14 protein-coding genes are annotated in these 15178 nt (G+C 35.4%); 6 read left to right on the forward strand and 8 right to left on the reverse strand.

What is annotated here, in order from left to right; all coding sequences use genetic code 11:
* Window positions 1-121: 121 nt before the first annotated feature.
* Window positions 122-1096 carry a hypothetical protein gene (locus ABID42_RS17935; RefSeq protein ID WP_367284854.1) on the reverse strand — a complete coding sequence of 325 codons (975 nt, stop codon included), beginning with the start codon at window positions 1094-1096 and terminating at the stop codon, window positions 122-124.
* A 140-nt stretch (window positions 1097-1236) separates the two neighbouring features.
* On the opposite strand from ABID42_RS17935, the gene ABID42_RS17940 reads away from it, so the two are divergent.
* Window positions 1237-2862: an amidohydrolase family protein gene (locus ABID42_RS17940; RefSeq protein ID WP_367284855.1), complete on the forward strand. Its 1626-nt coding sequence runs from the start codon at window positions 1237-1239 to the stop codon at window positions 2860-2862.
* Between the two features lie 215 nt (window positions 2863-3077).
* Here the strand turns inward: ABID42_RS17940 and def are convergent, their stop codons facing one another.
* Window positions 3078-3656 carry a peptide deformylase gene (gene def / locus ABID42_RS17945; protein ID WP_323256324.1) on the reverse strand — a complete coding sequence of 193 codons (579 nt, stop codon included), beginning with the start codon at window positions 3654-3656 and terminating at the stop codon, window positions 3078-3080.
* Between the two features lie 92 nt (window positions 3657-3748).
* Window positions 3749-5248, reverse strand: coding sequence for a cryptochrome/deoxyribodipyrimidine photo-lyase family protein (locus ABID42_RS17950; protein WP_367284856.1), 1500 nt, complete (start codon window positions 5246-5248; stop codon window positions 3749-3751).
* Window positions 5249-5360: 112 nt separating this feature from the next.
* On the opposite strand from ABID42_RS17950, the gene ABID42_RS17955 reads away from it, so the two are divergent.
* Window positions 5361-6035, forward strand: coding sequence for a TatD family hydrolase (locus tag ABID42_RS17955; protein ID WP_367284857.1), 675 nt, complete (start codon window positions 5361-5363; stop codon window positions 6033-6035).
* A gap of 92 nt (window positions 6036-6127) precedes the next feature.
* Window positions 6128-6742, forward strand: coding sequence for an inorganic pyrophosphatase (locus tag ABID42_RS17960; RefSeq protein WP_323256769.1), 615 nt, complete (start codon window positions 6128-6130; stop codon window positions 6740-6742).
* A gap of 153 nt (window positions 6743-6895) precedes the next feature.
* Here the strand turns inward: ABID42_RS17960 and rimO are convergent, their stop codons facing one another.
* The gene (gene rimO, locus ABID42_RS17965) at window positions 6896-8206 is read right to left on the reverse strand and encodes a 30S ribosomal protein S12 methylthiotransferase RimO (RefSeq protein ID WP_367284858.1); all 1311 of its coding nucleotides are present in this window, start codon (window positions 8204-8206) and stop codon (window positions 6896-6898) included.
* A gap of 326 nt (window positions 8207-8532) precedes the next feature.
* On the opposite strand from rimO, the gene ABID42_RS17970 reads away from it, so the two are divergent.
* Entirely contained in the window at window positions 8533-8748 is a 216-nt protein-coding gene (locus tag ABID42_RS17970; RefSeq protein WP_309912624.1) for a hypothetical protein, read from the forward strand.
* A 111-nt stretch (window positions 8749-8859) separates the two neighbouring features.
* Here ABID42_RS17970 and ABID42_RS17975 read toward each other — a convergent pair whose 3' ends face one another.
* From ABID42_RS17975 to murB, 4 genes are all read right to left on the reverse strand, one after another.
* Window positions 8860-9666 carry a hypothetical protein gene (locus ABID42_RS17975; RefSeq protein ID WP_367284859.1) on the reverse strand — a complete coding sequence of 269 codons (807 nt, stop codon included), beginning with the start codon at window positions 9664-9666 and terminating at the stop codon, window positions 8860-8862.
* Window positions 9667-9888: 222 nt separating this feature from the next.
* Window positions 9889-11274: a DNA/RNA non-specific endonuclease gene (locus ABID42_RS17980; RefSeq protein WP_367284860.1), complete on the reverse strand. Its 1386-nt coding sequence runs from the start codon at window positions 11272-11274 to the stop codon at window positions 9889-9891.
* 127 nt (window positions 11275-11401) lie between these two features.
* Window positions 11402-12211, reverse strand: a complete 810-nt coding sequence (kdsA, locus tag ABID42_RS17985; RefSeq protein WP_323256336.1) for a 3-deoxy-8-phosphooctulonate synthase — start codon at window positions 12209-12211, stop codon at window positions 11402-11404.
* Between the two features lie 12 nt (window positions 12212-12223).
* A complete protein-coding gene (gene murB, locus ABID42_RS17990) occupies window positions 12224-13240 on the reverse strand; it encodes a UDP-N-acetylmuramate dehydrogenase (RefSeq protein WP_367284861.1) in 1017 nt (338 codons plus the stop codon).
* Window positions 13241-13397: 157 nt separating this feature from the next.
* Between murB and ABID42_RS17995 the strand changes: the two genes are divergently transcribed.
* Both ABID42_RS17995 and gmd read left to right on the forward strand, forming a co-directional pair.
* Window positions 13398-13973, forward strand: a complete 576-nt coding sequence (locus ABID42_RS17995) for an SPOR domain-containing protein (RefSeq protein WP_367284862.1) — start codon at window positions 13398-13400, stop codon at window positions 13971-13973.
* Between the two features lie 114 nt (window positions 13974-14087).
* The gene (gene gmd / locus ABID42_RS18000; RefSeq protein ID WP_367284863.1) at window positions 14088-15158 is read left to right on the forward strand and encodes a GDP-mannose 4,6-dehydratase; all 1071 of its coding nucleotides are present in this window, start codon (window positions 14088-14090) and stop codon (window positions 15156-15158) included.
* Window positions 15159-15178: the final 20 nt, after the last annotated feature.

The following is a 15178-nucleotide window of genomic DNA, read 5'->3' on the forward strand; positions in this document are numbered from 1 at the left end:
ATTTGAAGACAGAATTTCACAAGTTGATTTATTGAGTTAGGGGGCTAGCCCCCTAACTCAATAAATCAAATGACACAGTTTAATGAACACTCCCCATCCTATCAGTCATGCCATTAGTGGCTTACTTCAACCCATATTTCAAATCCAAACTATCTCTTAAAGGTAAATCTGTTACGTTGTGTTTTGTCCAATAGTCAGTCATGATTGTTTTCTTTAAAGTAGCTTTGCTCATTAAAGATTTTCCTTTGCTAATGTTTGTCTCTGTCCAACCCATAATTTTATACGGAAATGCTTCTTGAAAAATAATTTCTACAGAACGCTTCTTTTCAGGATAATCAAGACTAAATACTTTCAGTTTTTTCTCGCTAAAATCTGTTCCTGTATAATCTTTTAAGCTTGCATTAGCTTGAAGTACTGCGGGCAATTGATGTCTCAATCGACAATAAGTAAAACTTGGAATAATTTTAATTTCACCCGTTGGTAAACTTTCAGGATTAAGACGAATTTTATTCCAAATTTCATCTTCTAAAAGCACTCTTTCTAATGCTATATCTTCTTGTACTTCTTTCTCAAAATAGCTTTTCCCTTCTATTTGATAAGCTCTGTCTCGATTATTCAATTGTAAATAAGCCATTCCGCACCATTCTTGTACAGAAGTAGCTACTTTTAAAGCATGAGGAAAAGCTTTAGTATCAACTGGCGAAAACACAGAAGTCATCACAGAATAATCATAAATTCCAGTCAGGAACTTTTCGATAAAATTTACTTTTAATACATTGGTAGCGGCTTCTTTATTATCAGATTCTAGTTTTACTTGTTTATCCGTTCTGAAATCTTCGGTAACAAAAACTAACACAGCTTCTCCCGGGCAAATTTGTCCGTAACGGTCTTTTTCTAAAGTATAACTACTGATTTCGGCTTTGCCTTTGTACCAATAATTGGCAAAAGTTTTGTCTGAAGCCGTCGGCATTGCCAAGGAAGGAAGTACAGTTTTGGCTGGTTCTTGTTGATAAACGGTTGCACCTTTTGCAAAAGCAAAAACGACCGCTAGCGTGACACAAATGGCTAAAAAATTATTTCTGATGAAGTGATTCATACAATAGAAATTTCAAAGATTGAAATGAGATTCAATTTACACATTTTAGATAAATTCCGTATCTTAGAAAAAGAATAAACGTGGTATCGTTTTAGGTACTTACTAATCTAAATTATCAACATTCATCAAACATTCAAACCATGAAAAAACATTTATCAAGTTTCCTTACTTGTTGTTTATTAATCTTTTCTCTAACATCCATCGCACAAATTGAAAAAGCACCTCCACGAGCTGAAGGCGAAGGACAATTCAACCGCATGATTATCAGAGGAGTAAATCTAGTCAACGGAACAGGTTCGCCGATGCAAGGACCTTGTGATATAGTTGTCGAGAAAAATAAAATTGTAGAAATAAAAGTAGTAGGTTATCCAGGCGTTCCGATTGACCCCAAAAGTCGCCCAAAACTCAACCCAGGCGATAAAGAATTAGATTGCACAGGCATGTATATGTTGCCCGGTTTTGTAGATATGCACGGACATATTGGTGGAAAATCGCAAGGAACACCCGCAGAATATGTCTATAAATTATGGCTTGGACATGGTATCACCACCATTCGTGACCCATCGGCAGGAAATGGATTGGATTGGGTTTTAGAACAAAAAGCAAAATCATTAAAAAATGAAATTACTGCACCAAGAATCTTAGCTTATACAGCATTTGGAATGGGTGCAAAAGAAACTATTTCAACCGCAGAACAAGCAAAAGCTTGGGTAGAAGAAAATGCTAAAAAGGGAGCTGATGGTATTAAATTTTTTGGTGCAAGACCAGAAGTAATCGAAACAGCTATTAAAAGAAATAAAGAATTGGGTTTACGTTCAGCTTATCATCATGCACAAGTAGATGTGGCTCGTTGGAATGTGTTGAATTCTGCTAGAGCGGGACTTACTTCAATGGAACATTGGTATGGTTTGCCAGAAGCACTTTTTGAAAACCAAACGATTCAGGATTATCCAGCCGATTATAATTATAGCAACGAGCAAAATCGTTTTGAAGAAGCAGGGAAATTGTGGAAACAAGCTGCCAAACCGGGTTCAAAACGTTGGAATGAAGTAATGGATGAATTGTTGAAATTGGATTTCACCATCGACCCAACTTTTAATATTTATGAAGCCAATCGTGAGTTAATGTTAGCTCGTCGCTCAGAATGGCATGAAGAATACACCATGCCACAATTATGGCGTTTTTATCAGCCTTCGAGAGTTTCTCATGGTTCGTATTGGCAAGAATGGGGAACTGAGCAAGAAGTGCAATGGAAAGAAAATTATAAACTTTGGATGGCATTTATCAATGAATATAAAAATAGAGGAGGCAGAGTAACGGCGGGTTCAGATTCAGGCTTTATTTTTCAGTTATATGGTTTTGCTTACATCCGTGAATTAGAATTATTGCGTGAAGCAGGTTTTCATCCTTTAGAAGTAATTCGTGCGGCCAGCTTAAAAGGTGCTGAAGCTTTAGGAATGGCAGATAAAATTGGCAGTATTGAAGTAGGGAAATTAGCAGATATGGTGATTTTAGAAGAAAATCCGTTAAAAAATCTAAAAAATCTTTACGGAACGGGCGCAATCAGATTAACAGAAAACAACGAAGTAATACGTGTCGGCGGTGTAAAATACACGATAAAAGATGGTGTAATTTATGATGCAAAAAAATTATTAGAAGACGTCCGTAAAATTGTAGCTGATGCGAAGAAAAAAGAAAACTTCGAGATTTTCCAACCTGGATTAGAGAAAAAAACAGGTTCAAAAGTACAAGGGACGAAAGAGTAAGAGGTTGTTTAAAATAAGGTCAGACTCATCATAAGATAGTTATTACAAGCATTAAAACTTATGCTTGTATCCTTCAGCTTCCTCAATTTATTTTCCAATTAGCTGGCGAATTAATTCGCCAGCTAATTGGAAAATCACAAAAGTTTAAACAGTTTCCATAAAAAAGCACTTGATTAGCTAATCAAGTGCTTTTTTATGGAAAGGACTGTAAACAATTACTTCGGAAACTTCATTTTATAATCTACCTTGATATTTCCTTTAGTAATATTAGCAAGCTTGTTTTTCAACATTCTCTTTTTCACAGGACTTAAATGGTCGGTGAAAAGAATTCCATCTATATGGTCGTACTCGTGTTGAATAATGCGTGCTGCCAAACCCTCGTACTCTTCAATATGTTCCTTGAAATCAACATCTACGTACTTGATTTTTACATATTCAGGACGATAAACATCTTCACGGATATTTGGAATCGACAAACAGCCTTCTTCAAAAGCCCATTCGTCGCCATCTTCTTCCAAAATTTCAGCATTAATAAATACTTTTTTGAAATCTACTAAAGAAGGGTCTTTGTCTCGTTCGTCTAAATCTTCACCTTCATTAAACGGGCGACCGTCCACCACAAACATTCTGATAGCCATGCCAATTTGCGGAGCAGCCAAACCTACACCAGAAGCATTGTACATGGTTTCAAACATATCTTCTGATAATTTCTTAACATCAATTGAGCCTTTTTCTATATCAACGGCAACTTTTCTTAGAACGGAATCACCGTAGGCAACTATAGGATAAATCATTTTCTGTATTTTCTGAATTCGGCAAAACATCGCCGATTGGTTATGTATGTGATTGACTTTCGCAAATCTTTCCACAAAGTTACAGAAAAGGTTTATTTTTTCTTTCTTCGTTGTAAGGCTTCCTTGTTCGGAATGGTATGTTTTTCTAAAATTTGCTTTTTTGAGGCTTTTACTTCATCTGTTTTGCGGTGTCCCCATATTCGTTCTTTGGCGATTTTGGTGTTTTCTTCAAAATTGATAAGTGGCAAAGGATAATCCACATTGAGATGAAAACCGTAAAAATCTTGTTCCAAGTTCGTCATTTTCCAAGGTTCGTGGATGTATGCCAAAGGACAATTCTTTAATTCTGGAAGCCATTGTTTGATAAAAATACCTTCGGGGTCATGTTCTTGAGATTGTTTGATAGGATTATACATCCGAACCGTATTAATGCCTGTAACACCCGCTTGCATCTGGATTTGTGGATAATGAATGCCCGGCTCGAAGTCTAAAAACAATCTTGCCAAATGTAACGCTCCTTCTTTCCAATGCTGAAAAAGTTGATGAGTAAGTACCGAAACCAACATAGCACGCATCCTAAAATTAAGATAACCTGTTTCAATTAAACAACGCATACAAGCATCTACCAATGGAAAACCAGTTCTGCCTTCAGCCCAAGCCTTAAAAAAATCATCATTTTCAGCAATCAGTAACGAATCGTAGCCACGATTGAGATTTTCAAACTCCATTCGTTCTTCCATTTCAAACTTTTGGATAAAATGACAATGCCAACGTAATCTTGAACCAAAATTATCCAACTGCCACTTGAGTGTTGGATTTGCCTTTGAAGCCTTTGTTTGAGCTTGATAAATTTGTCGAATACTGATACAGCCCCAAGCAATATAAGGCGAAAGCCGACTACAGCCTTTGCGAGAAGCCAAAGGTTTTGAGAGCGATTTTGCATAATTTTTTACTCTTTCGTTCAGAAAAGAATTAAGGTAGCGATAAGCAAAACTTTCTCCTCCAGGTTGTTGTGCTTTATTGAAAGTATAGTCTTTGAAAAGTATTGCAGGATTGTTAATTGCTTGAATGGGCAAATCTTCTGGTAATTTCAAATTTGATTCTATGTTATTGAAATCAGCTTCTGCCAATGGCTTACTCATATATTGATGCCATTCTTTTACCCAGTTTTCACGATTGTGTTTGCCTCTCACTACGCCATTGTTCTGAAATTCCAGCCAAGTAATTTGCTCTTGTTTACAGAAAGCACTTACGGCTTTGTCTCGGTCATAAGTAATTTTAAGCCCTGTTTCTTGGTGTGAAAAGATTTTATGAATCGTTTCTTTTTTGTGCAAAGTTTCCAAGTAAGGAAGTATTTCTCCATGAATAATTTTAATAGAAAGTTGCGGATGAATACTTTGTAATTGTTTGTTCAAATCCCGTAAAGCTTCCCAAACAATTTGCCAATGTCTGGCTGAATAATGGGCATCTTGCATCACAGAAGGTTCAAAACAATAAAGCATCAAAAGCGGTTTTTTACCCGCCAATGCTTCTTTCAATGCTTCGTTATCTCTCAAACGAAGGTCACGTTTAAACCACAAGATATTGATCACTTATTTTGATAGGACATTTGAGTACTTTATAAATCTTGAAAGGAGTATATTTGTTTTGAGAATGAGTTTTAATTTATAAAATCATTAAATAAAAGCTTTAAACTAATCTCCAATGCCCATCTATCTCAACATTCACACACATCAAACTTCCACAGAAAAAGATATTTTGAGTATTATTAATGCTCAAACCGCTTCGGGTTGGATGGATATAGCTGTGGGGAAATTTTCGGTAGGTTTACATCCTTGGTATATAAAGCCTGAAAATATTGATGAGGATTTTGTCCAATTAGAAGAATTAGCTCGCCAACCAAATGTTTTAGCCATTGGCGAATGTGGCTTGGATAGATTGATAGATTTGGATATGAGTTTTCAAGAAGAAGTATTTATTAGACAAATTCGTTTGGCAGAAACTTTACAAAAACCAGTGATTATCCATTGTGTAAAGGCATTTTCAGAATTGATTATGTTGAAAAAAAAGTTAAAACCAAGCATTCCAATGATTGTGCACGGTTTTAATAACAATGCTCAGATTTGTCGGCAATTGGTAAATCATCAGTTTTATCTTTCCTTAGGAAGCGCTTTATTGAATTCCGAATCCAATGCGAGTAAAAACATTTTAACTATCCCAATTCAGCAGTTATTTTTAGAAACAGACGACAAAAATTGCTTTATTTCGACTATATTTGCCCATGCTTCAACCTATTTAACAGAGCCTGTTGAAGTTTTACAAGAACAAATATTACAAAATTTCAAAAGAGTAGTAAGTGCCGATTCGAGCGTGGTATGAAAAAAACATCAAGAGTAAAAAAACCGGTTGAGAAAGTGATTAAAACAGGTATTCCTCACACACCACCATCCATCCACTACCAACCAATTAGTATGCAAAGAAACTTTTATAAAGCCCATCCATGGCATGGCATCCAAATTGGAGATGAAATGCCCAAAATCGTAACAGCTTTCATCGAGATTGTATCGACTGATACTGTAAAATACGAAATCGACAAAGAGACTGGTTATTTGAAAATCGACCGTCCTCAAAAATTCTCTAACATCGTTCCTGCTCTTTACGGTTTTCTTCCTCAAACTTATTGTGGAGAAATCACGGCTCAGTTTGCTCGTGAGCAATCTGGAAAAGAAATCGAAAAAGGTGACGGTGACCCATTGGATATTTTGGTTCTCTCTGAACGTACTATTACTCATGGTGATATTATCTGTCAGGCGATTCCAATCGGTGGAATTAGAATGATTGATAAAGGAGAAGCAGATGATAAAATCATCGCAGTATTGAAAGGCGATTCAATGTACGGTGGCTGGACAGACATTTCGCAATGTCCAAAACCTATCATCGACCGTTTGGTCCACTACTTCTTGACTTACAAAAATATTCCTGGAGAAGAAAAAGTAGCTGTTGATATTGATGAGGTTTACGGTGCAGAAGTAGCTCACCAAATTATCTTAAAATCAAGAGAAGACTACCGTAACTTGGTAGGATAATATTTGATTTGAAAATTTGAGGATTTGAAGATTTGAAAATTATAAGTACGAAGGAAGATTAAAGAAATCTCACATTTATACTTTACAACATTTTCAAATTTTCAAATCTCCAAATTTTCAAATATATAATTTTCAAATCCTCAAATTTTCAAATTAAGCAACCACTTCCCCGTACAAATCAAACTCCTCTGCACGATTTACTTTTACATTTGCAAAATCACCCAAACGTACATATTGTGTAGCAGGAACTAATACTTCGTTATCTACTTCTGGTGAATCAAATTGTGTTCTTCCAATAAAGTATCCTCCTTCTTTTCTGTCGAATAATACTTTGTAAGTATTTCCGATTCTGTTCTGGTTCAATTCCATTGAAATATCTTGTTGTAAAGCCATGATTTCGTCGGCACGTTCTTGTTTTACTTCTGCAGGAACATCATCTTCAAATGAATGTGAATGCGTATCGTCTTCATGCGAATAAGTAAAAACACCCAAACGGTCGAAACGCATTTTTTCAACAAACTGATACGTTTCTTCAAAATCTGCTTCGGTTTCTCCAGGATGACCCGAAATTAAAGTTGTTCTTAAAGCAATTTCAGGTACTTTATCACGAATGGCATTGATTAAATCTTCGGTTTTTTCACGAGTAATTCCACGACGCATTCTTTTCAATACTTCTGTAGAACCACTTTGTAAAGGCATATCCAAGTACTTACAAATGTTTGGATATTTCGCCATTGTGTCTAAAACATCCATCGGAAACCCTGCTGGATAAGCGTATTGCAAACGAATCCAATCAAGTCCTTCAATGTCAGCAAATTGCTCTAACAATTCTGAAAGATTACGTTTTTTATAAATGTCTAATCCGTAATACGTTAAATCTTGGGCAATCAAAATCAATTCTTTTGTACCACGTTTTACCAAGGATTTTGCTTCAACTACTAAATCTTCAATAGAACGAGAAACGTGTCCGCCACGCATCAAAGGAATTGCACAGAAAGAACATGGACGATCGCAACCTTCCGCAATTTTCAAATAAGCATAATGCGTTGGCGTGGTCAATAAACGTTCGCCAATTAATTCGTGTTTGTAGTCTGCTTTTAGCGTTTTTAGCAAACGAGGCAATTCGTTTGTGCCAAAAAAAGCATCAACTGCTGGAATTTCTGCCTCTAATTCATCTTTATATCGGTGCGACAAACAACCCGTAACATACAATTTATCAATAATACCCGATTCTTTGGCATCAACATACCTCAAAATTGTATCAATAGATTCTTGCTTGGCATTATCAATAAATCCACAAGTATTTACAATCACAACGTTTGCATCATCCTTTTTAGATTCGTGTGTAACATTCATGCCATTGCCTTTCAATTGCGTGTAAATTACTTCCGAATCCACCAAGTTTTTACTACAACCCAGCGTTACGATGTTTACTTTATTCTTACGTAATGTTTTAGTTTTCATTTCAAGAAGCCCAAAATTTGATGGGAAATTTTATGTGCTTTAGCACATGTTATCTGTTATTGATAATTCTAAATTTTGAACAAGTTAGAATTAGCCTGCAATTTACAACAAAATTTTTCAGCATTAAGCTTTGAAGAGAGTGCTTCTATTTTTTCTTTTGAATTGGAAGTGATTCGAGAAGTATTTTTGCTATTTCAGAAATTACCAAAGAAATGAAAATACCTTGTTTCATTTTTAGTAGTAAATTTGTCATTCCAAAAAATATAAGGGCTTTTGATTGGCATAATCAATCCAAAATCCACCATCCCAATTCCCAAATAAAAATCATGGATTTCAATTTCAAACAATATCACATGCGTTCAATCAATGCTGCTTCGGCAGAAGAACGTGCAGCCATCAATCAAGAATTAAAAGATTTTTACGCTTCATTGAATGAAGAAGATAAAAAAACATTCAATACGCAATTACAAACCTTTATTGCCAGAGAAATGGGTCGTTTGAAAACGGATTATGAAGCGATTAAGCAGGGAACACAGAATTAGCTGTGAGCAGTCAGCTATGAGCTATGAGCTATGAGCTATGAGCGTTTAGCTTTGAGTTTTATTATAATCTATGGGTCTGTCTTAAAAAAGCTCATTGCTCAAAGCTTACAGCTAGAAATCATAACTAACAGATACACCCGATACATTGGCTCTTGAAGATGGTGTTGCAAAACCTCTTAAAGAATCAGATGAACCAAAATTGATTCTTTCGTAACGGAGTTTGATGGTTAGTTTTTTGATTTTTGCACCAATTTCAACAGCAGGAGATAACTGTCGTTTTAAGTCTAATTCAGCATTGGGCAAATTAAGATTTTTTTCGTCTAATTTCAATTTAGAAACAATCGGGTAGCTTCCTGAAATTCTTAAAGTAAGTTTTACTTTAGACTTCGTTGAATAATTCAACTTTGCACCAAAAGATGGAGATAAGAATTTGTACTTTTCTTCTACTAATAAAGGGCTACCTTCTGTTCCATAATCGGTAGTCCGTTGCCAAATTTTCCCTTCTAAACCCAAAAATGGTTCAATACTTATGTTTGAACTATCCCTTAATTTAAAAGGAATTCCAACATCTGCATTGATAAAACCTCCACTATAAGTAGTTTTGGGAGCAGTTGATACAAAACCTGTATGACTACCAAATTTATCATAACTTGAATAGAAAGCAGCTGGATTTGATGGCGTTAAAACACTTGCTCCGATTGTTTTGAAGAGTGCTGAACCAAGTGTAATATTTACTTTTTTACTGGGTTGAAGTTTAAAATCAATACCAAACTGACCAACCGTATTTTTCTCTAACCAGTCAATATTTTTGATTGAACCTGTGGGAGAAATCGTAATAAATTTGAGACTATCAGATTGAGCCCTTACACCCAAAGATGTAGCGCATAAGATGATGGTTAAATGTATAAATCGTTTCATAGGACAAGGGCAAAAATGAAATCTCATTTTCATCAATTATATTCAAACGCAAAATTAATTTTTAAATTGTCAAAATCACGACAATTTAAAATAGTTTTCCCCTGAAAAATTCTTAAAAAAACTTAAATTATTTTGTTAAATAGCAATGAGCTTTGAGTTCAAAGCGACAGGTTTTGACATATTGATTTCAAAAATGAAAATAAGGTAAATCATCAGGTATAATTACTCCTTATCAACAACATTTTCAATTACTTTCTGAATATTTGTAGGTACGTTTGACAAAAAATCATAACCCGTCAAGCGTTCTAATTCATCTACTGATATTCTATATTTTTTCCAATCTTCCGCTCCTACTGAATTCAAATTGGGCATATTTACTGCAATTACTCTCGTTGTTGTGTTAACTCTCACAGCGTCATATTCCCCAACTGGCAATACTACAATTACTTTCCAAATAGAAGCTGGCACTACAATATTATTGTTTTTCCCAATTGTTTTGGTCGTGCCGTTAGAACCAGTTCCACCTTGCCCAAGCGTTCCCGCCAAAATGTATAATTCATTTCCTTGGTCGAGTAATGTTCTTGTATATTCTTCTAAATGCTTCCAAATCCCTCGGTTGTTGTCAGGAGCTTGTGGCACCATGTTGGTCATGAAAAAAGTCTCTTGGTTTTCTTCTGGATTGCCATCTCTATCATCCGAAGGACATAAATGCCCTCTGTCGAAACCCGCATCAGAGTAATCTCTTGGTGTAACTTGGTACCATCCTTCTGGTAAAGTATTATCGGGACGAAAGTTATTTTGACGAGCCGCATCACCTTTCCAAGCTTTACTCAAATGCCAAGAAACCCAATTTGCAATGTTTTTACTTTTATTATAAGAAAGCGAATAGGATGTTTTTATCATCAAAAAATTATTCGGCGAAGAAGTACTTGAAATCGCTTTTGAAGGATTTCCTAAAGCTAAATTATCATCCCGTGTAGGTTTTGAAATCAAAACTATCGGTTCTTGAACAGTAGCAGAAGTATTGGGCGATTTAACAGTGTTTGAATAAGTAGCAATGCTAATATCATCAATATTCAAGCGGTTTTCTGTACCATCGGTTTTTCTGATTTCTATTCTACTTGGCTTTTTAGTAATTACTTCAAACGTTGCTATTTTTAGTTTTTTATTCGTCGCTTTTATCGCTTTTCCCATTTTCATCCAAGTCTTTCCAGCGTTGGTTGAAACCCAAAGCTCAAAGCTACTTTCTTCATCCGTTTGATAAATTCCGTACTTCAGTTTTACTTGCTGAATTCCCGTCGGAATATCAAAATTCATCGTCAGTTTCCCTTTTTCTTTCATCCTGACTGACTTTTCTCCATTTTTGGAGTCGTTATCAGAACCTCCAATCATTGCATTATCAAATGTCCATTCTCCCGAAGAAGTACTCACGACATCAATTGCATAGCTGTTTTTAGAAGCTGTTTCAAACTTTTCAGGGAAGTTTTGTGCAACTTTTGTAACAGGTTCTTGAAAAGATTTTTCAAAAGCATACGATGCAGAAACTGACATCGTAAACAAAGACATCATTAAGCCAAGAAAAGTTGGAATGAAAGTTTTTCTGAACATTGTTTTTGGGAAAAAGATTTTATTAAACAGACTTTGGGTAATTGTGATTGAGTGAGTTGTGATTAAGTGATTGATTTTTAAATTATACATCCAATAAAAAACAATCACTCATTCACAACTCACTCAATTATATCACCGCTTGGCGTACTCTTACCAGTTTTTCTAACAATTCTTCCAATTTATCCAAAGGCAACATATTGGCTCCGTCAGATTTTGCGATGGCAGGATTTGGGTGCGTTTCGATAAAAATACCATCCGCTCCTACTGCAATGGCTGCTTTGGCAATGGTTTCAATCATTTTGGGTTGTCCGCCAGTTACGCCAGTTGTTTGGTTTGGTCTTTGTAAAGAGTGCGTACAATCCATCACTACAGGCACTCCATGCGCTTGCATTTCAGGGATGTTACGATAATCCACTACTAAATCGCCATAGCCAAAAGAATTACCACGGTCCGTTAAAAATACTTGTGCTGAAGGATTTTCATGAAGGATTTTTTCAACGGCAAATTTCATCGAAACACCAGCCATAAATTGCCCTTTTTTAATATTCACCGCTTTACCAGTGCGAGCAGCAGCAGCCAATAAATCTGTTTGACGACATAAAAAAGCAGGAATTTGTAATACATCAACGTACTTCGCAGCCATTTCCGCTTCTTGCGATTCGTGAATATCCGTAACTGTTGGTAAATCGTAATGATTACCAATTTCTTGTAAAATTTCTAAAGCAGTAATATCGCCAATACCTGTAAACGAATCTAATTTAGTACGATTTGCCTTGCGATACGAACCTTTAAAAATATAAGGAATGCCAAATTGGTCTGTAATTCCTTTAATTTTTTCAGCAATTTCAAAAGCCAAATCACGGCTTTCAATGGCACAACTTCCTGCCATCAAGAAGAAATTATTCGTTTCGGTATGTTTTAATTTTGGGATGTTCATTCTTGAGATGTTTTATATATAATTTACTTCTGGAGTCAATTTAATACCAAATTTATCCAGTACTGATTGCTGTACTTTTTCGGCTAGTTTCTTGATTTCGTTGCCATTTCCACCACCATAATTCACTAAAACCAAAGCCTGACGAGCATGAACGCCAATTTGTCCATCTCTAAAACCTTTCCAACCGGCTTGTTCTATTAACCAACCTGCCGGTACTTTTACAGTATTTTCATTGATTGGGTAACTTGGTAACGTTGGATATTCTATCAAAATTTGCTTGTATTGTTCAATCGGAATTTCAGGATTTTTGAAAAAACTGCCAGAATTTCCAATTTCGGCTGGGTCTGGTAATTTACTTCTACGAATTGAAATAACTGCATCGCTTACGGCTTTGATTGAAAGTGCTGTCACATTCATTTCCGCCAATGTTTTTTGAATATCACCATAAGCGGTTTTGAAAGTCGCTACTTTATTCAAATGAAAAGTAACCGAAGTAATCACATATTTTCCTTTCAAAGCATGTTTAAAAACGCTTTCACGGTAACCAAACTGACAATCTGTTAAACTGAACGTTTCTATTTCAAGCGTTTCCAGATTAAGGGCTTGTAATTCCTGAAAAACATCTTTGATTTCTACGCCATAAGCACCAATATTTTGCATGGGTGCGGCACCAACTGTACCCGGAATGAGTGAAAGATTTTCAATACCCGCATAATGATTCTCTACACAAAACATCACAAATTGATGCCAAATTTCACCCGCACCAGCTTTGACATGAACAGAATTTTCGTCTTCAAAAACCTTTTCAACTCCTTTTAAGGCAATTTTTATGACTAATCCTTCGTAATTCTTGGTAAGTAGTAAATTACTTCCGCCTCCTAAAAACAATTTATCAAGGTTCTTGAAATCAGGATTTTGGAGAATATCTTTCAGTTCTTCAACAGTATTTACTTCAACAAAATATTGTGCAGAAGCTTCCAGACCAAAAGTATTGAAGGGTTTTAAAGAAATATTTTGTTGAATATTCATGGGGTTTTTAGAAATCAAAAATCAGAATTAAGGATGCTCAATAGCGGAAACAAAGTTACAATGAAAAAGGATATTTCAAGTTTTTGTCAAAAATTGTATCTTTGATGAATACTTCTTTTCAAGCCACCAAAAGTCTATCTGAAAAACTCAATTTTATATGCAACGCTTTCTTTTTATTTGTCTATCCATATTTTTAGTAATTCTAAGTGCTTGTTCCCCCAAGGTTCTTTCTAGCAAAGGTTCTTCTACTTCTGCCAGTACAAAATCATCTCATAAAAAAATAGATAAAATTTATGAAGAAGATTTATCGCAATATCTGCCCAAATACAAACAATTAAACGAGGCAAGTGATACGCTGAATTATTCGAAAAAAAATACAAAAAAGGCTTATTTAACCGAAGAGCCTATGCACATCAACAAAAAACTGGATGCTATTTTAGATACGATTTCGCTTAAAAATAAAAGTATTCGCTACGCAAATGGTTTCAGAATCCAGATTTATGTTGGGAATGACAGGAAAGCCGCTGATGATGCCAAGATTTATACTTACCAAACTTATCCAGAAATTTACCCTTATCTTAGCTATCAACAACCAATTTATAAAGTAAAAATTGGTGATTTTCTGAACAGAATGGATGCTGAAAGATACTTTGTTACGATTAAAGAAAATTTCCCTTCGGCAATGATACTGCCCGACAGAGTAGAAATAAAAAGAGGAATACTAGTTAAATAAAGTAAGAACTTGGGTTTTAGCTTTTTGGTTTAGTATTTTTGTATTGAATAAAATCACATTTAATTTTTAATTGCCCCCAAAATTAAAATCCCTCTTGGGCAGGGGTTGGACTACATGAAAAAAGCTCTTATTACAGGTATCACCGGTCAAGACGGTGCATATTTAGCAGAATTACTCCTCTCTAAAGGCTATGAAGTACATGGTATCAAGCGAAGAAGTTCATTAATTAATACACAAAGGATTGATCATCTTTATGAAGATTTACATGAAGATGGTGTAAAATTTATACTTCATTATGGTGATTTGAGTGATTCAACCAATATTATCAGAATTATTCAAGAAGTTCAACCAGATGAGATTTATAATCTTGGAGCGATGTCACACGTGAAGGTTTCTTTTGATGAACCCGAATATACTGCTCAAGTTGATGGTATCGGTACATTGAGAATTCTTGAGGCGGTTCGTTTATTGGGTTTGAATAAAAAAACTAAAATATATCAAGCTTCTACTTCTGAACTGTATGGTTTGGTTCAAGAAGTTCCACAATCGGAAACTACTCCATTTTATCCACGTTCTCCTTACGCTGTTGCCAAATTATACGCTTACTGGATTACTGTTAATTACCGTGAAGCATACAATATGTTCGCTGTAAATGGGATTTTATTTAATCATGAATCGCCTTTACGTGGAGAAACTTTTGTGACCCGTAAAATTACTCGTGCTGTTTCTCAAATCGCTTTGGGGCAACAAGAACAATTATACTTAGGAAATTTGGATGCACAACGTGACTGGGGACACGCCAAAGACTACGTAGAAGCCATGTGGTTAATTTTACAACAAGAAGTACCTGAAGATTTTGTTATTGCAACTGGTGTAACAACTCGTGTTCGTGAATTTGTAAGAATGGCATTTGCTTATTTGGGCATAGAAATTGGATTTGAAGGAGAAGGAGTCAATGAAATTGGTAAAGTAATAGCTTGCCAGAATCCAGAATACCAAGTAGAAATTGGCAAAGTCGTAGTTTCTGTAGATGAAAGATATTTCCGTCCAACTGAAGTAGAGTTGCTCATTGGGGATCCAGCAAAATGCCAAGCAAAATTGGGTTGGTCGCCTAAATATGATTTAAAAGGATTGGTTGATGATATGATGCAGTCGGATGTTGCTTTGTTTAAAAATAAGCAATAAGACTAAATTCTATCCAAACA

It is taken from the genome of Arcicella rosea, assembly GCF_040543805.1.
GTDB lineage: Bacteria > Bacteroidota > Bacteroidia > Cytophagales > Spirosomataceae > Arcicella > Arcicella rosea.